This is a genomic window from Ferdinandcohnia salidurans, from assembly GCF_042680725.1.
Classification (GTDB): domain Bacteria; phylum Bacillota; class Bacilli; order Bacillales; family Bacillaceae_L; genus Ferdinandcohnia; species Ferdinandcohnia salidurans.
This window is the reverse complement of record NZ_JBHUEK010000007.1, coordinates 94,365-120,897: the sequence shown is the minus strand read 5'-3', so window position 1 is coordinate 120,897 and position 26,533 is coordinate 94,365. Positions and strand designations below refer to the sequence as shown.

Annotated in this window: 29 protein-coding genes and 1 pseudogene; 11 read left to right on the top strand and 19 right to left on the bottom strand. The window is 37.0% G+C overall.

Features of this window, described 5'->3' with window-relative positions; genetic code table 11:
• Window positions 1-52: 52 nt before the first annotated feature.
• From ACFSFW_RS03505 to ACFSFW_RS03485, 5 genes are all read right to left on the bottom strand, one after another.
• Window positions 53-601: a peroxiredoxin gene (locus ACFSFW_RS03505; protein WP_099363161.1), complete on the bottom strand. Its 549-nt coding sequence runs from the start codon at window positions 599-601 to the stop codon at window positions 53-55.
• A 272-nt stretch (window positions 602-873) separates the two neighbouring features.
• Entirely contained in the window at window positions 874-1,122 is a 249-nt protein-coding gene (locus ACFSFW_RS03500) for a YkuS family protein (protein WP_099363162.1), read from the bottom strand.
• 105 nt (window positions 1,123-1,227) lie between these two features.
• Entirely contained in the window at window positions 1,228-2,106 is an 879-nt protein-coding gene (gene ccpC, locus ACFSFW_RS03495; protein WP_304215872.1) for a transcriptional regulator CcpC, read from the bottom strand.
• Window positions 2,107-2,222: 116 nt separating this feature from the next.
• Complete coding sequence (cbpB, locus tag ACFSFW_RS03490; protein ID WP_304212114.1) at window positions 2,223-2,660, bottom strand: cyclic-di-AMP-binding protein CbpB; 438 nt, start codon at window positions 2,658-2,660, stop codon at window positions 2,223-2,225.
• A gap of 181 nt (window positions 2,661-2,841) precedes the next feature.
• Window positions 2,842-3,078 (bottom strand): YkuJ family protein, encoded by a 237-nt coding sequence (locus ACFSFW_RS03485; protein ID WP_121445041.1) that lies wholly within the window; start codon window positions 3,076-3,078, stop codon window positions 2,842-2,844.
• Window positions 3,079-3,259: 181 nt separating this feature from the next.
• Between ACFSFW_RS03485 and ACFSFW_RS03480 the strand changes: the two genes are divergently transcribed.
• Window positions 3,260-4,216, top strand: a complete 957-nt coding sequence (locus ACFSFW_RS03480) for an MBL fold metallo-hydrolase (protein ID WP_388035270.1) — start codon at window positions 3,260-3,262, stop codon at window positions 4,214-4,216.
• Window positions 4,217-4,251: 35 nt separating this feature from the next.
• Here ACFSFW_RS03480 and ACFSFW_RS03475 read toward each other — a convergent pair whose 3' ends face one another.
• Entirely contained in the window at window positions 4,252-4,893 is a 642-nt protein-coding gene (locus tag ACFSFW_RS03475; protein ID WP_388035268.1) for a DUF3993 domain-containing protein, read from the bottom strand.
• A gap of 306 nt (window positions 4,894-5,199) precedes the next feature.
• On the opposite strand from ACFSFW_RS03475, the gene ACFSFW_RS03470 reads away from it, so the two are divergent.
• Window positions 5,200-6,063, top strand: coding sequence for a metallophosphoesterase (locus tag ACFSFW_RS03470; protein WP_304212126.1), 864 nt, complete (start codon window positions 5,200-5,202; stop codon window positions 6,061-6,063).
• Between the two features lie 29 nt (window positions 6,064-6,092).
• Here the strand turns inward: ACFSFW_RS03470 and ACFSFW_RS03465 are convergent, their stop codons facing one another.
• The gene (locus tag ACFSFW_RS03465) at window positions 6,093-7,823 is read right to left on the bottom strand and encodes a sensor domain-containing protein (protein WP_388035265.1); all 1,731 of its coding nucleotides are present in this window, start codon (window positions 7,821-7,823) and stop codon (window positions 6,093-6,095) included.
• 180 nt (window positions 7,824-8,003) lie between these two features.
• Between ACFSFW_RS03465 and ACFSFW_RS03460 the strand changes: the two genes are divergently transcribed.
• Window positions 8,004-8,471, top strand: coding sequence for a YkyB family protein (locus ACFSFW_RS03460; protein ID WP_099363170.1), 468 nt, complete (start codon window positions 8,004-8,006; stop codon window positions 8,469-8,471).
• Between the two features lie 223 nt (window positions 8,472-8,694).
• Here the strand turns inward: ACFSFW_RS03460 and ACFSFW_RS03455 are convergent, their stop codons facing one another.
• The gene (locus ACFSFW_RS03455; RefSeq protein ID WP_388035262.1) at window positions 8,695-9,345 is read right to left on the bottom strand and encodes a glycoside hydrolase domain-containing protein; all 651 of its coding nucleotides are present in this window, start codon (window positions 9,343-9,345) and stop codon (window positions 8,695-8,697) included.
• A gap of 25 nt (window positions 9,346-9,370) precedes the next feature.
• Window positions 9,371-10,639 (bottom strand): PLL family lectin, encoded by a 1,269-nt coding sequence (locus tag ACFSFW_RS03450; RefSeq protein WP_388035259.1) that lies wholly within the window; start codon window positions 10,637-10,639, stop codon window positions 9,371-9,373.
• A gap of 319 nt (window positions 10,640-10,958) precedes the next feature.
• Between ACFSFW_RS03450 and ACFSFW_RS03445 the strand changes: the two genes are divergently transcribed.
• A complete protein-coding gene (locus ACFSFW_RS03445) occupies window positions 10,959-11,195 on the top strand; it encodes an IDEAL domain-containing protein (protein ID WP_099363173.1) in 237 nt (78 codons plus the stop codon).
• A 241-nt stretch (window positions 11,196-11,436) separates the two neighbouring features.
• On the opposite strand, the gene ACFSFW_RS03440 is transcribed toward ACFSFW_RS03445, so the two are convergent.
• From ACFSFW_RS03440 to ACFSFW_RS03430, 3 genes are all read right to left on the bottom strand, one after another.
• Window positions 11,437-13,293 (bottom strand): PAS domain S-box protein, encoded by a 1,857-nt coding sequence (locus ACFSFW_RS03440; protein WP_388035255.1) that lies wholly within the window; start codon window positions 13,291-13,293, stop codon window positions 11,437-11,439.
• A 218-nt stretch (window positions 13,294-13,511) separates the two neighbouring features.
• A complete protein-coding gene (locus ACFSFW_RS03435) occupies window positions 13,512-13,694 on the bottom strand; it encodes a hypothetical protein (protein WP_010282879.1) in 183 nt (60 codons plus the stop codon).
• A gap of 152 nt (window positions 13,695-13,846) precedes the next feature.
• Window positions 13,847-14,734 carry an NAD(P)-dependent oxidoreductase gene (locus ACFSFW_RS03430; protein WP_304212145.1) on the bottom strand — a complete coding sequence of 296 codons (888 nt, stop codon included), beginning with the start codon at window positions 14,732-14,734 and terminating at the stop codon, window positions 13,847-13,849.
• Between the two features lie 137 nt (window positions 14,735-14,871).
• Between ACFSFW_RS03430 and ACFSFW_RS03425 the strand changes: the two genes are divergently transcribed.
• Together ACFSFW_RS03425 and ACFSFW_RS03420 are read left to right on the top strand one after the other, a co-directional pair.
• Window positions 14,872-14,973, top strand: coding sequence for a YjcZ family sporulation protein (locus ACFSFW_RS03425; RefSeq protein ID WP_099363176.1), 102 nt, complete (start codon window positions 14,872-14,874; stop codon window positions 14,971-14,973).
• A 101-nt stretch (window positions 14,974-15,074) separates the two neighbouring features.
• Window positions 15,075-15,158 (top strand): annotated as a pseudogene (locus tag ACFSFW_RS03420) (YjcZ family sporulation protein); the annotation flags it as partial.
• Between the two features lie 63 nt (window positions 15,159-15,221).
• Here the strand turns inward: ACFSFW_RS03420 and ACFSFW_RS03415 are convergent.
• A complete protein-coding gene (locus ACFSFW_RS03415) occupies window positions 15,222-15,434 on the bottom strand; it encodes a hypothetical protein (protein WP_304212149.1) in 213 nt (70 codons plus the stop codon).
• Window positions 15,435-15,544: 110 nt separating this feature from the next.
• Here ACFSFW_RS03415 and ACFSFW_RS03410 point away from each other — a divergent pair, with 110 nt between their 5' ends.
• Together ACFSFW_RS03410 and ACFSFW_RS03405 are read left to right on the top strand one after the other, a co-directional pair.
• The gene (locus ACFSFW_RS03410; protein ID WP_099363179.1) at window positions 15,545-15,736 is read left to right on the top strand and encodes a DUF5370 family protein; all 192 of its coding nucleotides are present in this window, start codon (window positions 15,545-15,547) and stop codon (window positions 15,734-15,736) included.
• A gap of 59 nt (window positions 15,737-15,795) precedes the next feature.
• Entirely contained in the window at window positions 15,796-16,476 is a 681-nt protein-coding gene (locus ACFSFW_RS03405; RefSeq protein WP_388035250.1) for a GNAT family N-acetyltransferase, read from the top strand.
• A 24-nt stretch (window positions 16,477-16,500) separates the two neighbouring features.
• On the opposite strand, the gene ptsP is transcribed toward ACFSFW_RS03405, so the two are convergent.
• Window positions 16,501-18,219: a phosphoenolpyruvate--protein phosphotransferase gene (gene ptsP, locus ACFSFW_RS03400; RefSeq protein ID WP_388035247.1), complete on the bottom strand. Its 1,719-nt coding sequence runs from the start codon at window positions 18,217-18,219 to the stop codon at window positions 16,501-16,503.
• Entirely contained in the window at window positions 18,219-18,485 is a 267-nt protein-coding gene (locus ACFSFW_RS03395) for a phosphocarrier protein HPr (RefSeq protein ID WP_304212157.1), read from the bottom strand. Before ACFSFW_RS03395 ends, ptsP begins: the two co-directional genes overlap by 1 nt.
• Before the next feature lie 503 nt (window positions 18,486-18,988).
• Here ACFSFW_RS03395 and ACFSFW_RS03390 point away from each other — a divergent pair.
• The 3 genes from ACFSFW_RS03390 to ACFSFW_RS03380 all read left to right on the top strand — a co-directional run bounded on the left by ACFSFW_RS03390 (window position 18,989) and on the right by ACFSFW_RS03380 (window position 20,857).
• Complete coding sequence (locus ACFSFW_RS03390; protein WP_388035244.1) at window positions 18,989-19,786, top strand: HAD family hydrolase; 798 nt, start codon at window positions 18,989-18,991, stop codon at window positions 19,784-19,786.
• A 102-nt stretch (window positions 19,787-19,888) separates the two neighbouring features.
• Window positions 19,889-20,656, top strand: coding sequence for an alpha/beta fold hydrolase (locus ACFSFW_RS03385; protein WP_388035242.1), 768 nt, complete (start codon window positions 19,889-19,891; stop codon window positions 20,654-20,656).
• A 75-nt stretch (window positions 20,657-20,731) separates the two neighbouring features.
• On the top strand, window positions 20,732-20,857 hold the full coding sequence (locus ACFSFW_RS03380) for a hypothetical protein (protein WP_257215775.1): 126 nt from the start codon (window positions 20,732-20,734) through the stop codon (window positions 20,855-20,857).
• 41 nt (window positions 20,858-20,898) lie between these two features.
• Here ACFSFW_RS03380 and ACFSFW_RS03375 read toward each other — a convergent pair whose 3' ends face one another.
• The 4 genes from ACFSFW_RS03375 to ptsG form a co-directional block, all read right to left on the bottom strand.
• Window positions 20,899-22,116, bottom strand: a complete 1,218-nt coding sequence (locus ACFSFW_RS03375; protein ID WP_388035239.1) for a DUF4129 domain-containing protein — start codon at window positions 22,114-22,116, stop codon at window positions 20,899-20,901.
• The gene (locus tag ACFSFW_RS03370) at window positions 22,106-23,296 is read right to left on the bottom strand and encodes a DUF58 domain-containing protein (protein WP_388035236.1); all 1,191 of its coding nucleotides are present in this window, start codon (window positions 23,294-23,296) and stop codon (window positions 22,106-22,108) included. The genes ACFSFW_RS03375 and ACFSFW_RS03370 overlap by 11 nt, the downstream gene beginning before the upstream one ends.
• Window positions 23,296-24,246: an AAA family ATPase gene (locus tag ACFSFW_RS03365; RefSeq protein WP_388035233.1), complete on the bottom strand. Its 951-nt coding sequence runs from the start codon at window positions 24,244-24,246 to the stop codon at window positions 23,296-23,298. The genes ACFSFW_RS03370 and ACFSFW_RS03365 overlap by 1 nt, the downstream gene beginning before the upstream one ends.
• 203 nt (window positions 24,247-24,449) lie before the next feature.
• A complete protein-coding gene (ptsG, locus tag ACFSFW_RS03360; protein ID WP_388035230.1) occupies window positions 24,450-26,477 on the bottom strand; it encodes a glucose-specific PTS transporter subunit IIBC in 2,028 nt (675 codons plus the stop codon).
• Window positions 26,478-26,533 lie beyond the last annotated feature (56 nt).

The window sequence follows — 26,533 nt, the reverse complement described above, 5'->3', positions numbered from 1 at the left end:
TATGGATTAAAGGGCCTAACATTCGTTAGACCCTGTTGTTATTTGTTATCTATTAGACATTAAGCGTAGCTTGTCCAGGTCTCCAGTTAGCAGGGCAAAGGCCACCAGTCTGTAATGCTTGAAGAACACGTAAAGTTTCGTCAACATCACGACCAATGTTGTTGTGGTTAACGACAGAATACATCATTTCCCCTTCTGGGCTGATGATAAATAGACCACGTAATGCAATACCTTCTTCTTCAATCAGAACACCGTATTCTTTAGAAATAGCATGGTTAGTGTCTGCAGCTAGCGGATAATTAAGATCCCCTAATCCGTTGTCTTTACGGTCAGTGTTAATCCAAGCTAAGTGAGTATGAATTGTATCCGTAGAAGCGCCGATAACGATAGCGTCTAGGTCTTCAAACTCATCGTAACGATCAGACATTGCCGTAATTTCTGTAGGACATACGAAAGTGAAGTCCATTGGATAGAAAAATAATACTGTCCACTTATCGTTTTTCATGTTCTCTTCAAGACTAACTTTACCAAATTCTTTATTTGGCATAACAGCGTCCATTTCAAATCGAGGAGCTTGTTTACCTACCATACGTTCTGCCATATGTAAGACCTCCAAATATTTTTTATAAGTAGATTGATAACGCTAACACCAATATCCAAGTATAACCAGCTTTATACGGTTTATACATGGGGTAATCGCTATCAACAATGACTAGTTTAACAAAGAGGTAGCTGTCGATTCAAGTAAAATGCCGTCGTTTTTTTAAAATTATACAATCTTTACAATTTTATAATATATTATTTGAAAAACGATGGATTTATAAAAAAAGACTAGGTGAAATACCTAGTCTCGTCATTTCGTCTATCACTTATTTACGCCTGTCCTAAACGACTTTCTACTTCTTGACAAACCTGGTCAGCAGATAGTCCGTTTGCTTCAATAACTGGCCCTTTCATGACAGTATCAGCCATTCCCATTACATTTGAATCTAAGCCTGTAACAACACAGCAGTCACAGTTTTGTGCATCACTTTCCTGTTTTAGCTGAACAACTTCATAGCCTTTTTCTTGAAGAGCCTGCTGAACATTTGTTAGAGAACCTTCAACACCAATTTTCGCCATTAATCATCCACCTCCTCATATATGTAATTTGTCACAATCAGACTGTGATTATTCTACACATATTCGTGGATTGAATTCAGTACAATAGCGATTCCTAGAATCATTTCATAAAGAATCTATGTTTTCTTTAATCATCTCAACAAATGCTTGGACTTGTTTTAGTTCAAATGCATAATCATAACCGACCAACCATGTATCGCGTTTCATTGGTTCGTTATTCTCGTTCATTAAAGGAATTTTATAAATGTGTTTCGTTTCATCATCATTTAAAGTGACAGATGGCAAAATCGCATAACCAATTCCATTTAAGGTCATTTGCTTACATGTTTCAATTTGGTCAACCACAATGGTGCGACGTGGTGTTGATTGAAAGGTGCGGTGCCACCATTCCTGAATTTCTTGATAATAAGTTGAGTCACTTTTAAATTGAATAAACGGTCGATCTGTTTCCCACACCTGTTCGATTTTTTGGATTTCTGTATCAACCATATACATCGTATCGGTTAATAAATGATGTTTCGCACCTTTCCAGTCGGGTTTGCCACGGATGATCCCGATATGAACAGTGTCGTCATAGAGATTTTTTAATATTTCACTACTCCAGCCGGTAATTAATGAAATTTTAGCATGTGGATATTTATTTACATATTTTTTTAATACTTTTGGAAGCCAATTTTGTCCAATAATGGACGCACACGCAATTTTAAGGGTGCCGTGCACTTCTTGATTGAGTCCTTGTAGCTGCTCCCGTATTTTTTCTTCCTTCTCAACAACCTCTTTTGCAAAATCAATTATTTTTTCTCCAGCAGGTGTTGGTGTGAGTCCTTTTTGTGAACGAATAAATATTTTTGTATTCCATGCTTTTTCAATCGATTGTAAGCGCTGGGATAACGCAGGTTGTGTAACAAATAAACGTTCAGATGCTTTTCGCATATTTAACTCAGATGATAGTACTACTAATAATTGAAATTCGGAAAATTGCACATTGTTTCCTCCTGCACACAGGTATAAGTTTTACTTATAGTATAAAAGATTTATTAAAAATTATCATTATACACCTAAAAAAATCCTCCCGAACAGCATGGAGGATTTTAAATAACTTATTTAATTTTTAATTGTTTATTGAATTGTTTTAAAATAGCACGACGGGTAAAAATTCCTTCAAATACTAAATCGTCATTTTCAACACAGACAAATGAGTGATCGATGACTAATTGAAGACCCTTTATGACATTATCATTTAAATTTAATCGCGGGATTTCCCTGTTCATGACTTCTTCAACCTTCATTTTCTCTAAACGCTCAAATTCAATTCGCTCTAATCCAAGGATTGAGTCTAGAATATGTGTTGAACTAATCAAGCCATGCAGCTTATACTTTGGGTCCAATACGGGGATTGCGGTATATCCCGTTTTTGTAAGGACAAGTAGTGCGTGCTCTAAGCTATTCCCGATTTGAACGTGAGCTACTTTATCTGCAGGAATAAGCAAGTCTTTAATTGTTGTTTCAAATAGATTTTCATTTTGAAGACCAAACATGTAAGCCTCACAACCTCACATTGTAATTATTTTCATATATTACCAGATTTCATTTTTCATTCTCCTCTTTTATTTTACCATAATTTTAGGGGGAGAACTTGTATTATTTAAGGGTGATTTAGAGTTAGTACTTTGGAAGAAAGAAAAAGGCTCAGCACAGTGCCGAGCCTAAGAAGTGTGATTAGCTAATTAAATCGAAAATTTCAATTGCAATCATGTCAATATTATCGAATTGATATGTTTTGGGCTTTTCCCCTTGCTGGTATACTTCGAGTTCAAATGTACTTGTTTTGTTAAAATACTTAACACTACATTTTCTTTCACCATTTACTTCAAAAAAACGTTGTGGGGGCTCCCCACCATTTGCATTTTCCTGAAGGCTAATAAGACGAGATATGATTCCTTGTAACTGTGACATATGTAGCCTCTCCTTTCTCTACTTTTAGGATTGAGCAATATCCTCTCTTCTATCCACGGTATTGACCATTTTTCTCACGGACTTATATATTCAGAATATTTCTTTCAATACCTTTACAGTAACTACTATGTAACAATACAATAAAATTAGCGATGAAACAATAAAAAAGTGGGAGGAGAACATGGGAAATCTTACACAACTAAATGAGCGAATATTTCTAATTGACGCACATGATTTGGGGAGAAAGGCTCGAACAGGTTCTTACATAATGAAAGAGGAGAAGATTACAATTGTTGAAACAAGTGCAAGTCCTTCTATACCGTACATTTTAGAGGGGCTTAAAGAGCTAAACATTGATCCAATTGATGTTCAGTATATAATTGTAACCCATATTCATTTAGACCATGCTGGAGGAGCAGGCCTCCTGTTACAGCACTGTCCAAATGCAAAAGTCGTTGTCCATCCTAAGGGAGCAAGACATTTGGCTGAACCAAGTCGATTGATCGCTGGAGCAAAGGCTGTATATGGAAAAAGGTTTGATTCTTTATTTGATCCAATTTTGCCAATTCCTGAGGAAAAATTAATTGTAAAATCAGATCAGGAAGAACTGGAAATAGGCCGGAATTGCAGCCTTGTTTTTTACGATACACCAGGCCACGCCAATCATCACTTTAGTATTTATGACCCTGTTAGCAACGGGATTTTCACAGGTGACACAATCGGCATTTATTATCATGAACTAGTCAAAGATAATATTGAACTGTATTTGCCTTCGACATCTCCTAATCAATTCCGTCCTGATGCAATGCTCGAATCTGCAAAAAGAGTGAATGAACTTGGGGTCTCGGCTATTTATTTTGGCCATTACGGGATGTCAACAAATGTGAATGAAGTGTTCGACCAACTCCGTCTATGGCTACCTATTTTTGTGAATGCTGGGAAGCAATCGTTTATCGAACATCCTTCAGCAACTGAAGTTGAACATAAAAATTTTATTAAAGAATTAATTTTAAAGGAAATCAGAACTTATCTTGATGAAAAGAATGTTCCAAGACATCATGAAGTATACGAAATTATTAGTCTCGACCTTGATATTTGTGCGATGGGAATTGTTGATTCCCTTCACAAAGAAAAATAGAAATCCCAATTGGGATTTCTATTTTTCTTTGGTATTTAAAAGATGCCTTGATAAAATCCAAAATGAGTGAATGTTCGATTATCCATTTCAAGTAAGGAATAAATCGTGGTTTTAAAGGGATTCCACGTTAAAAATGCTGAATCCTGTTTAATTGTTTCCTTATGTGTAATAGTCTCTTTTACAGAAGGAGCTTCATCTTGTAATTGTAAATCCGTAATAAGCCAGTTTGAGTTTATTTTTTCAATTGTGATGACTTCATAATGATCTTTATAAGCAACCGGACCTGACTCTGGGGCTTTAAATAACTCATAGACAAAAATCTTCTTTTCGTTTTGATCGAATAAAATTTTTGTTTCGTCTGTATACGAATAAAACGGAACAAAGTAGAGGGCAAAATCAGATCCATACACAATATACCCATCTTTTTCCTTTATTAAATTCTCCTCTAAAAATGTGTTTGCATAATCTGAATGGAAAAAAGGAGCAAGAACTTGTTGAACTTCTTCATAGGTACGAAATTCAGATGTTAGTGAAGATTGCGCTTGAAACGCTTCTTGTAAGAATGTGAACGCTTCCTCTTGTGTAAGAGGTTGATTAGATGACGCTTTAGCTGTTGGAACAGAAACTAGTCCGATTAAACAAATGACAATGAGTAGTAGTGAGATTCGCTTGCTCAAATTATCATCCTTTCATTAAGTGACTGGTTATGTACAAGTACCCTCATTTTAACAAGTTCTAAAGTACCCGTGGATATGAATCGTTCGTTAAATAATTGCAGATTTTGACATGTTTATTTATATACAAACAATAAATTCATAAATCTAGTGAAAAAAAGAATGAATTTTGACAAACAAGATGAAAAAACCGCTTACATCATGATTTTGTTTACAACTGTAATACATATTTAAAATTTATGTGAATATGAATATGCTACACTAGTCTCATAGCTTCAATTGATTATAAAGAATAGGTTGGCGGTTAGGATGGCAAAAAAATATACAAGACGACAATTTATTAAACGGGCGTTTGCCACAGCAGCAACAGCTGCAATTGCGTCCTCTTTCGGGTATTGGTATGCCCGATATTTTGAGCCAAAACAGCTAGATATCACATCTCATAAAATTGTACATCCTACTATTCCAAAAGACTTTGACAATCTTAGGATTGTCCAATTTAGCGATACTCATGTTGGGCATTATTACACACTAGAACAACTTACACATCTCGTCGATCAAATCAATAGCTACAAACCGGATCTTCTATTTTTCACCGGAGATTTAATGGATGAGCCTAATAAATATGCAGCTGCCAATCATCTCATCCCGATCCTAAAACGCTTAGAAGCTCCTCTTGGGAAATTTGCCATTTACGGTAACCATGACCATGGGGGTTATGGGTCTGAGATTTATAAACAACTAATGGAACAAACCGATTTTACTCTCTTAATGAACAGTTCGAAGGAAATTTATTTGAGAGATTCAAAAATTACCATTGTGGGATTGGATGATGTCATGCTTGGACGTCCTAGTTTTGAACAAGCCTTTCAAAACGTAGATTCGTCTAGTTATACAATTCTACTTGCTCATGAGCCGGATATTGCTGACCGAGCAGCTGAAGTGGGAGCGCATTTGCAATTATCCGGTCATAGTCATGGTGGACAAATTCAGCTACCATTTGTGGGACCATTAATTACTCCCCCGCTAGGAAGTATCTATTATGAGGGTGCCCATGAAATTGGTGCTACTAAAATGTTCCTCTATGTTAATCGCGGACTTGGAACAACTAGACTTCCATTACGATTTCTAGCAAAACCTGAAATCTCCATTTTTACATTACAATCGAAATAACGAAAGAGGATGACCCTTAGGCCATCCTCTTACTTATTAGTTAAATAATGCTCAATCAACTCATGTTCTGGTATTGGTTTACTAAAGAAATAGCCTTGTACTTTATGACACCCCATAATCCTGAAAAACTCAACCTGTTGTTCCTCTTCAACCCCTTCAGCAATCACTGAAAGCCCTAAACTTTGGGCTAAGTGAATGATTGTAGTTGTAATCGCAGCATCCTTTTCATCACGGAGAACATCTTTTACAAAGGACTTATCGATTTTTAATGTATCGATTGGAAATTTTTTTATATAGCTTAAGGAAGAATAGCCTGTACCAAAGTCATCCACGGCAATTCGAACTCCAATTTCCTTTAATTTCGCCAATGTGAGCAGTGTTTTCTTCGGGTCTAACATGGCTCCCTCGGTAAGTTCAATTTCAAGACTACCTGGATAGATTTGATTCTCCTCAATATTTCGTTGAATCATATTTACTAATTCAGGTTGTTGGAATTGTTTCGGTGATACATTAATACCAATGGATACAGTCCCATATCCACTCTCTTTCCAACGCTTTAAATTCTGACAAACTGTGTGAATGAGCCATTCTCCAATTGATAAAATGAGTCCGGTATCTTCAGCTATCGGTATGAATTCAGCAGGTGACACAAACCCTAGTGTCGGATGATTCCATCTTAACAAAGCCTCAAAGCTAGTCACCTTACCTGAACTAAGATCCAACTGTGGTTGATAGTAGATTTCAAGTTCATTTTTCTCAATAGCCCTTCTAAGACCTGTCTCAAGGTGCATCAAATGGGAAGACTGCTTCTGTAAATCAGTACTATAAAATTGATAGAGCGCCCTGCCTAATTCCTTAGCACGATACAAGGCTGTATCGGCATTTTTCACTAATGTATCAACATCATTGCCATCAGTTGGAAAGAGACTAATTCCAATACTTGCTGAAATAAAGAATTCCTTTTTTTCTAGTATGAAAGGCTTTTCAAACATTCGGTTCAGTTTCTCCGCAAAGGCTTGAGAATGCTCTCTTGATGAATTTGGAACAATGATGATAAATTCATCCCCGCCTTGACGGAAAACCTTATAGCCTCTCTGACTAATTGAAGATAACCGTCTGCCAACTTCTTTTAATAAATGGTCCCCCGCTATATGTCCCATAGAATCATTGAAAAATTTAAAACGATCAAGATCTATGAACATTAATGCAAATTCCTGATCACGCTCTATTGCTTGGGCAACCGCGTTATCTAAGTCCTTCTTTAATGAACTGCGATTAGGTAAACCAGTAAGTTGATCATGATAGGCCATATAGGTAATCATTTCTTTATCAGCAACCCTTGCAGAGATGTCACGAGTGACACTTACGATGAATAGAATATTTCCTTTGTCATCAAAGACTGGGGTTAAAAGTGATTCACCGTGTACAACTTTATTATCTGGTAGAATCACAACATCCTGAAACGAGACTGCCTCCCTTTTCTCCAAAACAGATTTATATTGTGCATGCAAATGATCAGCCGTTTCATTAGGTAACACCTCGTAAAGTGTTTTCCCAAGGCTTGAGTTCGTTAATTTTGCATGCCCCTTTGCTTCTTCATTTAAGAAGACGTAGGTAAAAATGTCGCCTTCTTCTACTTTCATGACATATATTAAATCCTTGATATGTTTAAGGATAATTTCAAAGATGATTGCTTCAATTTTCTCACCAAAGTGGCTAAATTGCTTATCCTTCAAAATTACATGATTAATGTTGTTCATGAGACCATTCCCTGCTACAGATTAATATTTATCTCTTCGGCATACATCGACAAAAACCTTTAATTTTCCAATAATTATTTTTATATAATCACTTGAAAGATTTAACGAAAACGATAAGCTAGATGAATTTGTCAAAATACACTACTACCAGTATAATAAAAGATAGAAAGGAGAGAAAGTATGAAAAAACAGGTAAATCAAGCCCCGCTTGAACCAAATGTGGACAACCTAGCACGTGCCATATTTGTTGTAAACCGACATGCCAAAACGGCTACAAACCCGAAATTCTTATACTTACTAAAACGAAAAGCACTAGAAAAGCTTATATCCGAAGGGAAAGCCAAAAAGGAAGGACTACATTTTTCCAGAAATCCGAAAAATAGTCAACAGCAATCCGATGTCTTAATTTCAGCCGGAGACTATTATTTTCACATGCCTCCTACAAAAGAAGACTTCTCTCGCCTACCACACCTTGGACAATTGAATCAGACATATCGAAATCCAAAAACCTATCTATCACTTTCTCTAGCAAAAAGCCTGCTACAGCAATACGTTGGAATTGAAGAAAAAACCGAGAATACAAACCGACCAAACAAACGAACATACCAAAAACCCGTATTCAAAAAACTAGGAGAAAGTTATCGTTAATAACCAAATGTGCAAGCGTTCATAAAGGAACATCGACTAACTACTGCCACGTCCTGTGGCAAACGTCGATGTCAGCACTTCCTGTGCAAGTCCGACAAGCACAAGACGAGCGGGCGAGAAGGTTGCTCTTTGACCTTCTTGACGGATTGGCTTGTGACCTCGAGGGGCTAGGCGCTGAGCTGGAAGGAAAATTAAAAAAACCAGGACGATGTACCTGGTTTTTTTAATATAGGTAATTTAAAGCCCGCTGGTCAGCTAAATTTGTATCAATTGGACAGTCTTCCGAATCTCTTCCATATTGCCAAACCCATACATTTGCCTTACATTTTGGTGATATTGGTTTGTATTTAGGTGCATTTCGTTCCTTTGTCACCCCAGGCTCAGGTTCAGCACTCCAAAGGATTGTATGAACAGCTACCTGTTTATTTTTTCGGACAGCCTCACAATAAGCTACAGCAAAATCGCCTTTGACGGGATCGTTGTAAATCCCTGGACGGAATCCACTTGGGTAAATTGATTCCACCCACCCCCGAATCCAAGCCTCGTCTACAGCTAAAAAACGTTTTACATTTGCAAACAACGCTACATTGTTTGGAATGCCAAGACGTCTTGCATTAAATACAGCATTTCTTGCAGCAAGCTGCCCTTTTTCATATCCTATTGCATCAGAAAAAACATTATAGAGAGGCAAAACCTTGATTCCTCGGTTCCGCAAGAATGAAATTTCTGCTCTTGTTAGTCCTTCTGAAACATTGGGACCTTCACTTAAATAACGGCCCCAGAATTTCGGGTTCCCAAATTTAGATTTTACACATGTATATAGCTCTTCATCAGCAGTTACCGCTGAATCCACTCCCCACACATATCTAGGCATATCCACAACCCCTGTTCAATTGAAATTATGATTTCCATTTATGGATAAGTTGGTTGTTTTCTCCTCTAGCGAATACATCAATTCGGTTTCGATTCCATGAGGCTGAGGATGGTTCGGATGTTAATGTACCACCAAGGTCCTCCCATTCATTCCAACGGCTTCCATCCCAATTTTTTAGATATAAATGATCGTCTGTACCTTTTACAAAAACATCAAGATTATTAGGCTCTCTTGAAGATGCAGCTGGACTTGAAGTTAATTGCCCACCAAGATCTTCCCAATTGCTCCAACTTGAGCCATTCCAATACTTATGATAAAGGGCTCTATTTTCACCTCGTGCAAAGACGTCGATACGATTGGGCCCCCACGACACTGCTCCAGGTGCAGACGTAAGAACACCACCTAAGTTCTCCCACTCACTCCAACTATCCCCATCCCAATATTTATGATAAAGATGGCGATCTGTGCCTCTTCCGAATACATCTAGGCGATTTTCAGCCCAAGATGAGACAGCAGGTGATGATGTTAAGACTCCACCCAAATCTTCCCACTCACTCCAAGTGGACCCGTTCCAATATTTATGAATCAAGTGGTTATTCTCACCACGAGAAAACACATCTACCCTGCCAGGTCCCCATGAGACAGCAGCTGGTGAAGATGTTAGAGTACCTCCGAGGCATTCCCAATCTGTCCAATTAGTTCCATTCCACATCCGCCGATACAACACACGGTTTCTTCCACGCACATAGACATCTAACTGATTTCTTCCGGGTACAGTAACAGAAGGTCCAGATGTTAAGTAGCCTCCAAGATCTTCCCATTCACTCCAATTCTTTTCTGGTGAAAAGCCAATATTTTCATAAGTAAGCCGAATAATCGCTTTAAATATTCTTTCAAGCTCACGTTCCGGAATTCGGTAAGGCGATAACACACCAAAGACCCAGTTGGCTTGACGACGAAATGCCTGATACGTTTGATTCACTTTTTGATCTAAAGAACCTGAGAATTGATTTTGAGTCATCAACGTGAACATGACAAGTTGCATAGCTATATACTGCGATAAACTACGGTTTACATTAAATTCAGCTAATTGATCATAGTAAGGCTTTAAATTTTTTCGTACTTCTTTCCATACATTCTGAAATTCTTCTGTTTGTCTTTGCTGCTGGTCTGTAGTGGGGGTATTTATATAATTAGCCTGTTGGTAGCCATTTGTGGGATAATAAGGATAATAATAGTTTGGAACCACGCGAGTGTATGGATTCATTGGATATCCACCATATGGTTGATTCATGACAGGTACCTCCTTTTATTCTTTTAACTTTATTCAGCAAAACTGAAAAAAGTTAAAAAGTTGTTCATTTCATACTATGAAATTTATTAGGAAAGTAGCCCATTTTTTCATATTCCGCGAACCTTATATCCAAGTTTGCCAATTCATCTAAATTCTGACATATCCAAATTTTCTAAATAATACTTTACTTTTTGCCTAATTACCTTCATAATAGAAAGACAACTAGAAATTATTAAATAAAATGATTCTAGTTACATGTATAAGGTGAAGGGGTTTTTGATTTATAAAGAAGTGAAAAAATCAAAGGAGTGATTAAGTAATGAACCATTTTAACAAAGAGCAAAAGAATGAGGTAGTCGTAATTTCTCAAACGCCTGATGAAGAAATGTATGAAAAGGTAGCCGAAATGGTTCTCATCCAATCACAGGCCTCCTTTAGAAAAGAACAATTACTTAAACAAATCGACCAATCACTTATTAACAAAGATGAAACATTATTTATGGAACTAACAAAACAATATAATATGTTACTGTCTCAACATAGCTTTTTACAATAGATCAAATGCGCCTTGGCGTATTTGCGAGCCCGATTTTTTTCGAGCTTGCTCGAAAACTTACCTTTGAAAAATCGTGGCATCCGCCGGAGGCTTTAACTTTATTCAGCCGGTATTTGAAACGACTTCTCTTTTTACAATGATTTTTAATACTATGGATTTTCAACTGAATAAAGTTAATTGGCTGGTGCGAAATGCACTAGCCTTTTATTTTTCCTATTAAAAACGGTGTAACTTCTAAGAGTTACACCGTCTCATTTACACGTGGAAGCTTTATCTCAAAGGTTGTTCCTTCGTTTTCTTTGCTATCCACCTTAATTTCACCGTTATGATTTTCAATAATATTATAACTAACCATAAGGCCAAGCCCCGTCCCTTTTTCCTTCGTTGTGTAAAAAGGCTCCCCGATTCGATCAAGGATCGATTTTGGTATCCCACACCCCTCATCTATAAACAAAATATAAATGGAGTCGTCCGTAGCCATTGTACGAATAAAAATATTACCGCCCTTATCCATTGCATCGATGGAATTCTTAATAAGATTGATAAAGACCTGCTTTATCTGATTTTCATCGCATGTAATAATGGACTCTTTATTCATAAAGTCGATATTGATTTGGATATCTTGCAGGATAGCTTGCGTCTCGAGCAATGTTACAACATCCCGCAAAATGATTCGGATATCTTTATTTTTGAATTTAATTTCTGATGGCTTTGCCAATAACAATAGCTCACTCAAAATCAATTCAATTCGATTCAGTTCTGAAAAAATAATATCGAAATAGTTTTGTTTCCCTTGAAAATCATTATGAAACAATTGTAAAAACCCTTTTATAGCAGTTAATGGATTTCTAATTTCATGTGCAATACCAGCAGCAAGCTGTCCGGCGATGGACAGTTTTTCAGATTTAATCATTAATTCTTCTGCTTTGATTCGATCAGATATGTCACGAATGATTACTTGAACAGCATCTTCTCCAAAATAAGTAGTTGGAATCCCGATTAATTCTGTATAGACCTGCTTTCCTTGGATCGTATACCAGGATTGCTTGCTAAAATTAAATTCTTTTTTTTCAGCATTTACAATTTCGATAAAATCTCTGACCTGATCGTGATTTTCTGGATGGAGAAAGGTATATATATTTTTCCCAAGCATTTCTGTGTAGCTATTCGCCCCAAACATCTTTACACCTGAGTCATTGATAAAGACCCAATTGTTTTGATAAATAACCGCGATTGTATCAATAGAATTCTGGACAATTCGCTGATATCGTTCACGACTTCTATGGATAATATCATGAAAAGACTTTCTTGATGAAATATCATGTAGTACAAGATATTCATAGATTTCATCATTAATATAAATCGGTACTTCTTTTACTTCAACAAAGATTTCATCATTATTTTGTTTCTTCCACTTTTGTTCAATAATACCCAATCGATACCCGCTTTGTAGCTGTTGAATTCGTTTCTCTACAACTTCATGGAATTCTTGATTGATAAATGAATAAATCGAGTTTCCCAGAACATCCATAGGATTCTGAATTTCGAGTAAGTTCGTAACTTCATTATTCATATATAAAATCCTACCGAATTTAGAAATGATAATTGGAAATGGAGCCTCATCGATTAGAATGGATGCATCTTTTAATCGATTTTGATGAAGAACAATTTCCGAATTAACTGATGACAATAGGTTATTAGTAGGGATTTCCTCGTGTGTCCGACTATTTTCAGGCTCGACTAGCAATCTCATTTTCAATAAAATTTCGTCATATTCGAAGGAATCGGAGTAATAAACAGGTTCAACAGTTGTTTCGAACCAAATAAATTCTTCGTTTTTCTTCATAACCCTAAGTGCACAAACTGAAACTTCATGCTTATTGAAAAAATAACTTTCAAGCATGAATCGGTCATCCTTATGGATAATGTTTTTAATGGAAGATCCAATTAGTGTTTCATTTGTGTAACCTAAGATTTCTTTACAATTACTTGATATATAGAGAATTTTACTGTTTACCGTAACTGTTAACACAAGATTAACCGAGCATTGCGTTTGTGGTAATTGCTGTTGAGCACTAGTTTGATTGCCAAACTCCATGTGTTGAACCCCCTCCCTTTCGATTTAGACGTATCCTTGAGATCGAAAATCTGTTTAAAATTTTATAATGGTAACCATTTTTTTACTATACTATTACATTAATTTAGGGTTTAGTTCATATCCATAGGTAGAAAGACCTGTTTTAAGCTATAAAAGCAATTCATCACTATCCTAAGGTAAAAAAACTCGACAAGCCCTGCCTGTCGAGTTTGTAAGTATTAAAGTCCACCTTCATATTTACCGTCATTCTTAGAGGCTTTTTCTTTTTTCGCTTTTTTCTTATGTGCTTTGTTCGCTGCTGCGCTACCAAATTCCTTACCGAACTCAGTATCTGTTACAGCTGAATCAAAGCCTTTTTTGTTTTTTTGTTCAGGATCATTCTTTTTATTACGCTTTGCCATATTTTTAGTGCACCCCCTTAGAGATAATCATCATTATTTTCTTCTCCTTGAGGGTTTCCTATGCAACAATAGGTAACTGCACTTGAGCTTGTTAGTGAATAAATTTCGTTATGACTTTAAGCAAGGTCGTGGACAAAGATCCCTTTGACTCATTAATCCCACAGTTTGTAGATGGCTTGAGTTCCGCTGTTTTCTTCGCCTTTTTCGGCTAGTTCTTCATACATTTGTATTGCAAGTTCTAGACCTGGTGTATCCATTCCCATTGCTTTTGCTTCTTCGAGTGCAATTCCCATATCTTTAATGAAATGTTTGATATAAAAACCTGGTTCAAAATTGCCTGCTATCATTCTTGGGGCAAGATTGCTTAATGACCAACTTCCAGCCGCTCCTGTTGAAATACTTTTTAAAACCGTTTCAGGGTCAAGTCCAGATTTTTTAGCATAAACCATTGCTTCAGCGACACCAATCATATTGGATGCAATTGCTATTTGGTTACACATTTTTGTATGTTGGCCAGACCCAGCTGGACCTTGATACACAATATTCTCTCCCATAATCTCAAATAGCGGCTTGCAGGCTTCAAATACCTCTTCATCCCCACCAACCATAATAGCTAACCTTGCTTCTTTTGCACCAACATCTCCGCCAGAAACTGGCGCGTCTAAGGAATACAACCCCTTTTGTTTGGCTTCTTCGTAGATTTTAGTTGCTAAAGACGGAGTTGAAGTTGTCATATCAATAAAATAAGTTCCTTCCTTTGCATGTGCCAAAAGACCATTTTCACCAAGGTAGACCTCTTCCACATCGTAGGGATAGCCAACCATTGTAATGACGATATTCGCTTCAGTTGCGATATCCGCTACAGACTGTTTCCAAACGGCTCCTTGTTTCACAAGTTCTTCCGCTTTTTCTTGCGTGCGTGTATAAACAAGAACCTTATATCCTTTCGAAAGGATATGGCCTGCCATACTTTTTCCCATAACACCTATTCCAATAAACCCCACAACCGAATTTTCATTTAAAACATCTTTATGTACCATCACGTTATCTCCCTTAATTTTTTATTTTTATCATATCATATATTCCCAAAAAAAATCTGGGAAAATTGGGGATTTGTACCTTACGAAAACGGCGCATGTTCCATAGGATATAACAAATAGATATGGAGGTGTTCTAAATGAGTGGAGGAAATTGCGGAGGATATGGATCAGGCTTTGCTTTGATTGTTGTATTGTTCATTCTATTGATCATTGTAGGAGCTGCTTTTGTAGGTTACTAATTCTTTAAGACAATTAAAGATTAATGATAAACTAGAAAGGGAGATGTATAATGAGCTGCGGATGTGGATTCGGTGGATACGGTTATGGTGGCCATGGTTATGGTGGCTACGGATTTGGTGGAGGCTTTGCGTTGATTGTTGTATTGTTCATTCTTTTAATCATCGTCGGAGCTGCTTGGTTCTAAGATAACCAATTAACAGTAATACGAAGGAAGCCAGCAACTTTAAATAGTTGCTGGCTTTTTACTTTACTCTCCTTCAAAAATATCCTGGAACTTCTTCATTTCTTTATCCACTTTGGGCTTCATATGATAAGGATTTTTCGGTTGAACCATGTTTTCTGTATTCACATCAGACCTAATCCCTATTTGATTTCCTGCGGTATCATCATTGATAATACCTTCATAGCGTCCATCGAAATGAGGGTCTCTTTCATGATAATCGCGATCATTGTCCGGCATTTTTCTCTACCTCCTCACCATTAACGTGGCGTGTTTTATCAAAAATATGTACTTTTTACACAACAAAGAGGAACAATAAGAACAAGATTAAGAAAAGAGGAGAGATTGTAATGGGTGCGATTGATCGCGAAGGCTATCGGTTTGAAACAGAATATAGTGTCATTAGTCAAAAAGGGGCAATTCATGTCTATCGGGATGGTGAATTTATCAAGGAATTGTCTTTCTCATTTAGAGGGGAGCAACCAGATCCTGCTTTAATAGAAAATGTGGTTGATGAGTTTTTTGATACACACCAAGAATAGAATAGTTTTACTTCTCATCCCTTTGAATGTAACGTACAATGTGGATGTGAGGTGATAACATGTATCGAAAAGAAATATATGTGTTTGATGGAAATACACCTAAAAAGTGCGTAATTCGTAATTATCAAGAAAATGATTTTGACAACCTGATTCGTGTTCAACAAGAAAGTTTCCCTCCACCATTTCCTTCTGACTTATGGTGGAATAAGGAACAATTACATAACCATGTGACACTATTCCCCGAAGGTGCCCTATGTGTCGAGATTGACGGACAAATATGTGGTTCAATGACTGGATTAATTGTTCAATTCGACCCTAGTCATCCACAACATACGTGGGAGGAAATCACAGATAACGGATACATACGTAATCATACTTTAGATGGAAACACGTTATACATTGTTGATATTTGTGTGAGCCCAGCCTATCGAAAATTCGGCCTGGGAAAATGGTTGATGCAGTCGATGTATGAGGTTGTTGTACATTTAAAATTAGACCGTTTATTAGGTGGCGGGCGAATTTCCGGATACTCTAAACACGCTACAGATTTGAGTGCCGAAGAATACATTGAAAAAGTAATGACAGGTGAACTAAAGGATCCCGTGATTACCTTTCTTCTTCGTTGTGGACGTAGTCCTGTCCAGCTTATTGAAAACTACCTCGATGATGATGAGTCCTGTAATTATGGGTTATTAATGGAATGGAAAAACCCTTTTCAATATGAAAGAAAACGAGTCTAAATAAGAATTAGACTCGTTTTTTCTTTAGTTCATGAAGTTTGCTTTTACAAATTCAACTACTTCTTCTGTTGTGCTCATCGAAAGAATCTTTTCTTTGAAGCTTGCGATTTCAGCTTTAGAAAGCTTCTTGATTTGAGTTCTTGCAGGTAAGATTGATGTTGCGCTCATACTGAATTCGTCTAATCCTAATCCTAACAGAATTGGAATTGCGATCGTATCCCCAGCCATTTCTCCACACATGCCTGCCCACTTGCCTTCCTTATGAGCCGCTTCAATCACCATTGAAATGAGTCGTAAGATTGATGGAGAATATGGCTGATAAAGATATGAGACGCGCTCGTTCATTCGGTCAGCAGCCATTGTATATTGGATTAAATCATTTGTGCCAATACTAAAGAAATCTACTTCTTTTGCAAATTGGTCAGCTAATACAGCTGTGGAAGGAATTTCTACCATTATTCCGATTTCAATTGTATCAGATACAGAAGTTCCACTCGCTACAAGCTTTTCTTTTTCATCAAGTAAAATCGCTTTGGCTTGTCTAAACTCATCAAGAGTTGCAATCATTGGGAACATGATTTTTAAGTTTCCATATGTACTTGCACGAAGTAGCGCACGTAATTGTGTACGGAAAATATCCTGTTCCTCTAAGCAAAGACGAATCGCTCTAAATCCTAAGAACGGATTTAATTCTTTCGGAAGATTTAAGTATGGAAGCTCTTTATCACCACCAATATCTAGTGTACGAACGACAACAGGCTTGCCTTCCATTTTTTCAAGAACGGTTTTATAGGATTCGAATTGCTCTTCCTCTGTAGGAAGTTGGTCACGACCCATATAAAGGAACTCTGTACGATACAGTCCAATTGCTTCTCCGCCATTTTCGAGAACTCCTTTTACATCTTCTGGAGTTCCGATATTGGCAGCAAGTTCTACATGCTCCCCATCACTTGTAACCGTTTTTTCATTTTTTAGTTTAGCCCATTCAGCTTTCTGTGCTTCATATTGCTCTTTCTTTTGGCGGTACTGAGCTAAAACTTCCTCAGATGGATTAACAATGACAGCACCATCAAGTCCATCAACAATAACCATTACCCCATTTTCAATATCAGAAGTAACCGTTTTTGTTCCAACTACTGCTGGAATCTCCATGGAACGAGCCATAATCGCAGAGTGTGAAGTACGGCCACCAATATCAGTGGTAAAGCCTTTTACATAGTTTCGATTTAATTGAGCTGTGTCTGAAGGAGTCAAATCTTCCGCAATAATGATGACTTCTTCTGAAATCATACTTGGATTAGAGATGGTCACTCCTAGTAGATGAGCCAAAACACGTTTTGTTACATCACGAATATCAGAAGCTCGTTCTGCCATATATTCATTGTCCATTCCTTCGAACATGGTAATGAACATATTCGCTACTTCCTGTAACGCAAACTCTGCATTCACATTTTCAGAGTTTATTTTATCTTTAATAGGATTAAGGAGTTCTGGATCGCTTAAAACAAGAAGATGGGCTGAAAAGATTGCCGCTTTGTCTTCCCCAAGTTCAACATTTGCTCGATCCTTAATCGCTTCTAATTCTTCTTTTGATTGATTAACTGCTTCTTCAAAACGCTTAATTTCGGCATCCTTGTCACTAATTGTTTGTCTTTCAACAGTTAAATCAGGATGCTCTAAACGAAAGCTTTTCGCGATTGCGATACCTGCTGAAGCAGCAATTCCTTTAATCATTTCAGACATTATTCACCAAGTCCTTCATTTGCCATAATTTCTGTCAAGTTAGCGATTACTTCTGCTTCGTCAGAACCTTCTGCAACGATTTTAACCTCTGCGCCTTGTCCAATTCCAAGAGACATAACGCCCATAATTGACTTAAGGTTTACAGACTTTCCGTTATATTCTAATTGAATGTCTGAGTTATATTTACTAGCAGCCTGTACCAATACAGTTGCTGGACGTGCATGAATCCCTGATTCGCTTGTAATTTTAAATGTTTTTTCTGCCATGTTTATTTCCCCTTTTCACTTATTTTAATAATAATTACTTGTAGTATTTGTTCGTTTCCGGTAGATATGTAAAGAAAGAGTATTATTGTGTTCCCTAAATACAATAAATAAAGGCATGAGAAAGACGATAAAACCTATGCAAAAAATGTGATTCTTTGCCCATAGCTTTTACCACTACTTTACTCATGCCTGATCGAATCAGTAACACGTAATACATTACAAATATGTAAATTTTAGATTTAGATTTGGTTAACATGCTCTTACCTTTTATACCTAACCTTTTACACGAAAAGTATAGCATAGGAATAGAACTTATTTCAACAGAAAGGCAAATAATCGTTTTAAAACGAAAATTGAGAAAGTTTTTCATTTACAATAACTTATTAATCGAATGTACTATTCTTTACAAACAATGCATGTAAAGATTACAATCCTTAAAGGTAGTCATGTATAATAAGCAAATATTGTATTTTATCTACATAATAAAGTTGGAGGTGCTTAAATTGATCAAACTGATCGTTAGTGATTTAGACGGAACACTACTGCGGGAAGACAATTCTGTAAATCCTGAAGATACTAAAGCATTAACCAAGGCCGCACAAGATGGACTTCAAATTAGCATCGCCACGGGTCGAATGGATACTGAAATAAAAGAAGTATTAAAATCAATTGGGCAAAACTTTCATCGAATTAGCCAAAATGGGGCATTTGCTTCAACCATAGATGATCGGTCCATTTTTTCTCGTACCTTCTCAACCGAAATAGCAGAAGCAATCTATCATAAAGTATTGAATCCGAAGTTCGTTACGATTGTCTGTAGTTATGACACGAATTACACCCATGAAAATAATGAGTATGTTGAGGGTGTTCAAAAAAGAATGTTCCATCCTATCATCATTGATCCAGAAGTAAGTACGAAGTTTAGAGAAATTAAACCATCAAAGATTACCCTGATTGGTTTCGAAAACGATATTGTTGAGACGTACGAAACACTTTCTAATGATTATTCAGATGAAATTGATTTGTTCATTTCCGAAAAACATGTTTTAGATATTATGCCAAAGCAAATCAGTAAAGGGAATGCAATTAGAAAACTTCTCGAGGATCTTTCTTTAAAACCAGAGGAAATTGCATGCATTGGGGATTCGTTTAATGATATTCCGATGTTCCGCTTAACTCCTTACAGTTTTGTGATGGAGACTGCACATGACAAAGTGAAAAAAGAAGCAAAATTTGTGGTTCAATCTGTGGCCGAAGCGGTTGAAATGATTTTAAAAGAAAATAGTAAACAAAGTGTTTAAAATAGACTCGAAGAAATTCGAGTCTTTTTTGTGTCATAAAAGAAAGCATCTAACCAAAAACTAAACAAAATCATTTGCACTGATTTGTTGGAGGAAGAAGAGATGCCTTATATAAGATGTACGAACCAGACCCAAATCTATTACGAAAGCCATGGTAAGGGGAAACCAATTGTTTTCGTTCACCCTCCTGGCATGGGACATGTAACCTTTAAACTGCAACAACCACTTTCAAAAAAGTTTCAAGTCATTACATATGATCTACGTGGAAATGGGAAAAGTGATCCAGGAACAGAGGATATCACCATTTCACTATTAGCAAATGATATTCTGCAACTGATAGATCAACTAGCATTCGAAAAAGTTGTCGTATGTGGTTATTCAAATGGCGGGTCCATTGCATTAGAATTTGCCCTTTCCAATCCCGATCGTGTTGAAGGGATTATATTAATTGGTGGTTTTTCGGAAGTGAACACATTTTTATTACGGTCAGAATTTAAGCTTGGAATTTCCACCGTTAGAATGAATCGATTATCTGTTTTAGCAAAGGTATTAGGGAAGGCACATGGTACAACAAAAGAATATAAAAAGGAAATTGAACAATATGTAAAAAAAGCAAATGTAGATATTCTCTATCAAATGTACATAAGAGGACTCGAATATAATTGTTCACATCGATTAAAAGATATAATAGTCCCTGTTCTATTAGTTGATGGTTCCTTCGATTTCTACATGCACTCCTATCAACGTTTTTTAGAGAGGGAAATTCCAAATGCAGAGAGAGTCTTTGTTAATAAAGCTAGACATCAAGTACCGACGAGACATGCACATACATTCAATCAATTAATTGAAACATTCATGGAAAAACTATAAAAGTTCGTTCATTTTATACCGTAAGATAACACATACTAATAATCGAACATAAATTTCAATAAGGGGGTCAACATAATGGCTAAAAAAGGTAGACAAAACAAGGTAAGCCAAGAAGTGGCAAACCCAACTGTTTCTCATAACGAAGAATTTGGCGAAGAAATTGGCGGAACACCTAAAAAACAGAAAAAGAAGAAAAAATAAGCAACATGAAAAAGAACCTGGACACCCAGGTTCTTCTTCTTTCATTTCAGCTTCTTTAATGATTTAATCTTCTCTTTTACTTTCTGAACAATCTCCTCACAAGCCTTGTTTTCCTCATCGGTCAATACTTCATCCCCATAACGTACTCTCTCATAGAGTTCAACAAGTCGATAGTCAAGGAAATGGTTTCTTCCTAACCATTCTGATACACTTTCATGATGGTATCGTCCAAATCCATGCTTTGCTGCGAGCACTTCGAGTTCAAGGATAAGCTTTCGTACTTTTATTTGTGGTGTCTGTCGTTTTGGACGTCTCCATTTTGCAGTAGAACTTGTAACCCCTTCTGTAATCGTTGCATATTGGTATACGTCGCCAACCACAGCAGCTTCTTTTACAAATCTCTTTTTTGCTAGGAAGAAAAGAATCACTGCTAATAGAAGTAGGCCAAGAATAGATAGATAAAACCAAATATCAAAGCTACCGATCAGCTCAAAAAGTGGATTTTTCTTTTCGGTTTCTTCCCAGTTCAAAGTTCCAACACTTTCACCCTGAGAACCTCTATAGGAATCGATATTTTCGACAGCATTAAAAAGTGGCTTTGAAACCCAATAAAAGCCAGTTCCAATAATGGATGTAATCAAAGACAAACCCTTAACAAGAACGATTGGAAAAATAACCGCGACACCAATAGCACCCACAAACAAGCCACTAAACAGCCCGACAACGGACCGGGTGTTCTGTTTTGTTGCGATTGTTTTTTTTACGAGTGAACTTGTACTTACACTGTTTAGTATTTTTCCAATCATAAAGAAAAGCAATTGAGTCACAAGTAAATATAAGATAAGGTCACTGTGGACATACCCTTGGACCTTTGCTGCAAAATAAGTTAACCCACCAAATAGTAAACTACCATTTAAAATCATAGCTTCTGTCAGTTTAGGATTCTTGTGGTAATGGATAATAATTCGATAACAAACAACAGCCGCAATCACAATACTTTGCCCAAAAGATAGCCCTATTTCACTGCTAACCAGTGCAAGCAATGGAACGATTAACATAATGAAAAAATACGGGGTATTTGATTTCATCAGTGATAACAGGAATGCAATGATGACTGCTCCGATGCCCGTAAGGAACAGAAATGGTATAATGGGCGGCAAATAGTCAGTGTGAATATAGAACAACATTAGTAAAACATAGAGAAGGATCATCTCCATTACGTATTGATACGACTTAAGTAAAGACTGACTAAATCGCATGGGAATCCCCCCTTCTCATTGCCAAGGATGCCTTTTGTAAATAAATGGAGTCATCATTCTCAATTAGTTTAAAACAATCGACACCTTTTCTTGCAAACCTACTTAGGATCAGTTCCTCGTTCTCTTCTATTTCACCTATCACAATGACGTAAGGTGAAAGTTGTTGCTGTCTTTCGATTGCATGGATCATAAAATGAAATGGAATTGTTACACTATGCTTACTAAGTCTAGCAATTAATTCCAGTGCTTTCGCTAAATGTTCCTTTCCTTTTCCTACTGGTAGGTGGATAAAAGGGGTTCTCCCTGCCCTTCTGACATTAACGAACACTTCAAATGGAATGTTTTTTAATGTTGCTGCTTCAAGCATATACGTTAACCCGCTTAAATAATCTTCTAGTTTTCGTTCGCGTACATTGATAATAATTGTCCAAGAGAATTGAGCTGTTTTATCAAAAATCTTCGTTTGCAATTGATTTGTACGTGCACTTGCTTTCCAGTGCACCCGGTTAAACGGATCGGTTGGTACATAACCTCTCGTTCCGATTATTTGTGTCATGTCTTCAAAAAATGAACTCCGAATTGGATACTCTCCCTGATTTTTCGGGACAATTTTCTCAATCCCTCCAACCGTTTCCGGGGAAGAAAAAATAATCGTTTCAAAGGCAACCGGTTTCGTATATTGAAGATATGCCTCACCAAACCCAAATAAATGAGGAATTCTTAGCTCGAGCGTACGGATTTTCGCAACTCCCCTTTGCTTCCCTTCAAATGGCAGCATTGTGATTTGTGCCTGTCTTCCTATTAGAGTAAGTGGTAAGGATAGTTCGATTTGTTCTGTCTCTAGTATTTTTCTTTCGTTCTGAAATCCTACAACATGATCTACAGTTAGCCGGATTTGACCATTTATGATTGGTAAACGACCTTCTTGCTTTAATGTTAGTGAAAAATCACCATCTTCTCCTTTAAAGAGCTTTACGGTTTCTTTATCGATCGAAACGTTGATTTTATTTCCAACATGTTTTAAATAATATTTGTTCACAAATACATATAAAAGAAACAAGACCCCTACAAAAAGCAGCAAAAACACCTGTGAGAGAATCCCTACAAGTATAAAAACAGAAGAAAGAAATGACATATACGACAATTCATTTCCAATGGATATTTGCCGTTTCCAGTCCATTACTTCACTGCTCCAGCTTCCACCGGGACAGAAACCGTTGAAAGCAGTTCATGTATAACCTGGCGATTCGTTTTCTTTAGTGACCCCTCCATCGTGAGCACAAGGCGATGAGAAATGACATATGGAGCCATATATTTAATATCCTCTGGGGTGACAAACATACGCCCATCCAAATACGCTTTTCCTTGAGCAGCCTTCATAAGTGCTAACGTCCCCCTTGGACTGACTCCCACTTCAACATCAGTATGCTTTCTTGTTGCATGTACGATTCTTAGTAAATAGTCTTCTACTTCATCGGAAAGTTTCACTTGCCCAACCTCAGCTTGCATTGATATAATCTCTTCTTTTGTAAGGACCTCCAAAATTTCCTCAATCGGATTATTTTGACGATAGGTTCTCATAATTTGCTTTTCCTCTTCAAAGCTTGGATAACCCAAATCAATTTGGACAAAGAAACGGTCCATTTGCGCCTCTGGCAATGGAAAAGTCCCCTGCTGTGATTCGATTGGGTTTTGAGTTGCGATTACGACAAACGGTGATGGAAGTTTTAACGTTTCTCCATCGATCGTAACCTGACGCTCCTCCATGACCTCGAGCAAACTTGATTGAGTCCTAGGAGTTGCACGGTTAATTTCATCGGCTAATAGAATATTAGTCATAACTGGACCCGGACGCAGCTGAAATTCCTGCTCTTTCGGATTAAAAAATTGTATCCCAGTAATATCACTAGGTAGTACGTCTGGTGTAAATTGAATGCGCTTAAAATTACCACTAGTAGACTTTGCAAAACTCTTCGCAAGCATCGTTTTTCCCGTACCAGGCACACTTTCTAGTAAAATATGACCTTTATTAATAAGGGAATTTAGGACAAGTTCAATCACTTCATCCTTCCCAATGATGACTTTCCCAATATTCTCTTTGATTTTTAGAACATTCTCTTTTGCAGACATAATTGCCCCCTGTTTTTATTGAATTAGTAATCATGTGACAATTTAAATTTATCAAAAATGTAGGTATTTTCCAACATAATTATCCTGCATTGCATGAATTTTGTCCTTTTAAAAAAAGAGAGTACTAAACTCTCTTTCTTGCGCTCCTTTAAATAAAAACAGACAGACCCCTAGAATTAACCAAGGTCTGCCTGTTGTATTCATTATCCTTTTGTAATCTCGATGATATTTTCTTCAGAAAGATTGATGTTTCCTTGCTTTTTAAGAACGATTTCTTCTCCCTCTGCAAGGTTTGTAAAGACAATCGGCGTAATAATGGACGTTGCATTTTTCTTAATAAAGTCTAAATCAACTTTTAAAAGTTGTTGACCTTTTTCGACCTTATCATTTTCACTCACAAACGTTTCAAACCCTTGTCCTTTAAGATTAACTGTGTCAATCCCAACATGAATCAGAATTTCTCGGCCTGAATTAGATAGAATCCCAATCGCATGTTTTGTTGGGAACAAGTTAATTACTTTTCCATCAACAGGTGAAACAACGACACCTTCAGATGGTACAATTGCAAAACCATCACCCATCATTTTACCAGAAAACACTGCATCAGGAACTTCAGTAATTGGCTTTATTTCACCTTTAATAGGTGAATTAAAACGATCAACACTTTGTTGTTCATTACTTACTGGATTTGTTTTTTCAATTTGATTCTTTTCTACTTCACGGGGTTTTTTTCCGCTCATTACATCTTGCATTTGGCTTTTAATGGTTTCAGAACGTGGTCCAAAGATGGCTTGAATATTATTTCCAACCTCTAGCACACCAGCTGCACCTAGTTTTTTCAATTCATCTTTATCCACATTTTTAATATCATTCACAGAGACACGTAGTCGGGTAATACATGCATCAAGATGGGCAATATTTTCTTGTCCGCCCATTGCATTCAGGATGTTATAAGCAAGATCTCCAGCCTGCCCTTTCTTTTCCTCTTCACCTTTTACTTCACGTCCAGGTGTCATGAGATTAAACTTCTTTATTGCAAAACGGAAAACAAAATAATAAATAACTGCAAAAACGAGACCTAATAAGATAGCAATCCACCATGGCTCTTTACCTGGCAAAATACCAAATAAGAAAAAGTCAATTCCTCCACCGGAGAAGGTGTAGCCGATATTAACACTCAACGCTGTCATTAAAACAAATGATAATCCATCCAGCACTGCATGGATTAAGAAAAGAATAGGTGATACAAACATAAATGAAAATTCAAGTGGCTCGGTGATACCCGTTAAGAACGATGTTAGGGCACCTGAACCTAATAAACCAGCTACAAGTTTTTTATTTTCCGGGCGTGCAGCATGATACATAGCAAGCGCAGCAGCCGGTAAACCAAACATCATAATTGGAAATTCACCAGCCATAAAGTTACCAGCAGTAATTTCCACTCCATCTTTCAATTGGGCAAAGAAGATCGTCATATCTCCCCTGACGACTTGACCAGATGTTGTTGTATAAGAACCGAATTCATACCAGAACGGTGCATGGAAAATATGATGTAAACCAAACGGAATTAATAATCGTTTAATTAATCCGAAGAAAAAGACAGCAAAATACGAACCTTCTTCTATCAACCATAGTGACGCACTATTCATTGCCTCTTGAACTGGTGGCCATACGACCAATAATAAAAGACCTGCTATAAAAGAAAACGCGGCAGTTGCAATCGGAACAAATCGTTTCCCTGCAAAAAACCCAAGAAATGAAGGCATTTCAATATCATGAAAGCGGTTATAAGCAAAAGCAGCTATAAGACCAACAATAATTCCCCCAAATACACCTGTTTGTAATGTAGGTATTCCTAATACAGACGCGAAAGCAGGATTATCAGAAAGCATATCAGGAGTAACTCCCTGCCATGAGCTCATTACCTGATTTAGAACTAAATAACCGACTAATGCAGCAAGTGCTGCTGCACCGTCTCCAGCTAATCCAATCGCTACACCAACTGCAAAGAGAAGGGCTAGATTACTAAATATGATTCCCCCAGCATCTTCCATCACCGAAGCAATAAGTTGAATCCAATCAGCTTCCAGGAACGGAAGATATTGAAGCATTGTTTCCTGCTGCATCGCATTTCCTATTCCAAGTAAAAGACCTGCTGCCGGTAAAAGGGCTACAGGTAGCATAAGCGCTTTACCAATCTTTTGCAGGACACCAAAAACTTTTTTAAACACGGTTTAAAACCCCCTACTAATTTTTCATTCTCATGAGGTAATCGCATAAACATAAA

Coding starts and splice junctions, on each gene's coding strand:
- ACFSFW_RS03505 (WP_099363161.1), bottom strand. CDS start 601: ATGGCAGAACGTATGGTAGGTAAACAAGCTCCTCGATTTGAAATGGAC.
- ACFSFW_RS03395 (WP_304212157.1), bottom strand. CDS start 18,485: ATGGCAGAAAAAACATTTAAAATTACAAGCGAATCAGGGATTCATGCA.
- cbpB (WP_304212114.1), bottom strand. CDS start 2,660: ATGTTTGGTCTTCAAAATGAAAATCTATTTGAAACAACAATTAAAGAC.
- ACFSFW_RS03465 (WP_388035265.1), bottom strand. CDS start 7,823: ATGAACAACATTAATCATGTAATTTTGAAGGATAAGCAATTTAGCCAC.
- ACFSFW_RS03415 (WP_304212149.1), bottom strand. CDS start 15,434: ATGCCGGACAATGATCGCGATTATCATGAAAGAGACCCTCATTTCGAT.
- ACFSFW_RS03385 (WP_388035242.1), top strand. CDS start 19,889: ATGCCTTATATAAGATGTACGAACCAGACCCAAATCTATTACGAAAGC.
- ACFSFW_RS03370 (WP_388035236.1), bottom strand. CDS start 23,296: ATGGACTGGAAACGGCAAATATCCATTGGAAATGAATTGTCGTATATG.
- ACFSFW_RS03380 (WP_257215775.1), top strand. CDS start 20,732: ATGGCTAAAAAAGGTAGACAAAACAAGGTAAGCCAAGAAGTGGCAAAC.
- ACFSFW_RS03470 (WP_304212126.1), top strand. CDS start 5,200: ATGGCAAAAAAATATACAAGACGACAATTTATTAAACGGGCGTTTGCC.
- ptsP (WP_388035247.1), bottom strand. CDS start 18,219: ATGTCTGAAATGATTAAAGGAATTGCTGCTTCAGCAGGTATCGCAATC.
- ACFSFW_RS03500 (WP_099363162.1), bottom strand. CDS start 1,122: ATGGCGAAAATTGGTGTTGAAGGTTCTCTAACAAATGTTCAGCAGGCT.
- ACFSFW_RS03430 (WP_304212145.1), bottom strand. CDS start 14,734: ATGGTACATAAAGATGTTTTAAATGAAAATTCGGTTGTGGGGTTTATT.
- ACFSFW_RS03450 (WP_388035259.1), bottom strand. CDS start 10,639: ATGAATCAACCATATGGTGGATATCCAATGAATCCATACACTCGCGTG.
- ACFSFW_RS03440 (WP_388035255.1), bottom strand. CDS start 13,293: ATGGAGTTTGGCAATCAAACTAGTGCTCAACAGCAATTACCACAAACG.
- ACFSFW_RS03405 (WP_388035250.1), top strand. CDS start 15,796: ATGTATCGAAAAGAAATATATGTGTTTGATGGAAATACACCTAAAAAG.
- ACFSFW_RS03460 (WP_099363170.1), top strand. CDS start 8,004: ATGAAAAAACAGGTAAATCAAGCCCCGCTTGAACCAAATGTGGACAAC.
- ACFSFW_RS03480 (WP_388035270.1), top strand. CDS start 3,260: ATGGGAAATCTTACACAACTAAATGAGCGAATATTTCTAATTGACGCA.
- ACFSFW_RS03485 (WP_121445041.1), bottom strand. CDS start 3,078: ATGTCACAGTTACAAGGAATCATATCTCGTCTTATTAGCCTTCAGGAA.
- ACFSFW_RS03435 (WP_010282879.1), bottom strand. CDS start 13,694: ATGGCAAAGCGTAATAAAAAGAATGATCCTGAACAAAAAAACAAAAAA.
- ACFSFW_RS03455 (WP_388035262.1), bottom strand. CDS start 9,345: ATGCCTAGATATGTGTGGGGAGTGGATTCAGCGGTAACTGCTGATGAA.
- ACFSFW_RS03375 (WP_388035239.1), bottom strand. CDS start 22,116: ATGCGATTTAGTCAGTCTTTACTTAAGTCGTATCAATACGTAATGGAG.
- ACFSFW_RS03445 (WP_099363173.1), top strand. CDS start 10,959: ATGAACCATTTTAACAAAGAGCAAAAGAATGAGGTAGTCGTAATTTCT.
- ACFSFW_RS03365 (WP_388035233.1), bottom strand. CDS start 24,246: ATGTCTGCAAAAGAGAATGTTCTAAAAATCAAAGAGAATATTGGGAAA.
- ACFSFW_RS03425 (WP_099363176.1), top strand. CDS start 14,872: ATGAGTGGAGGAAATTGCGGAGGATATGGATCAGGCTTTGCTTTGATT.
- ACFSFW_RS03410 (WP_099363179.1), top strand. CDS start 15,545: ATGGGTGCGATTGATCGCGAAGGCTATCGGTTTGAAACAGAATATAGT.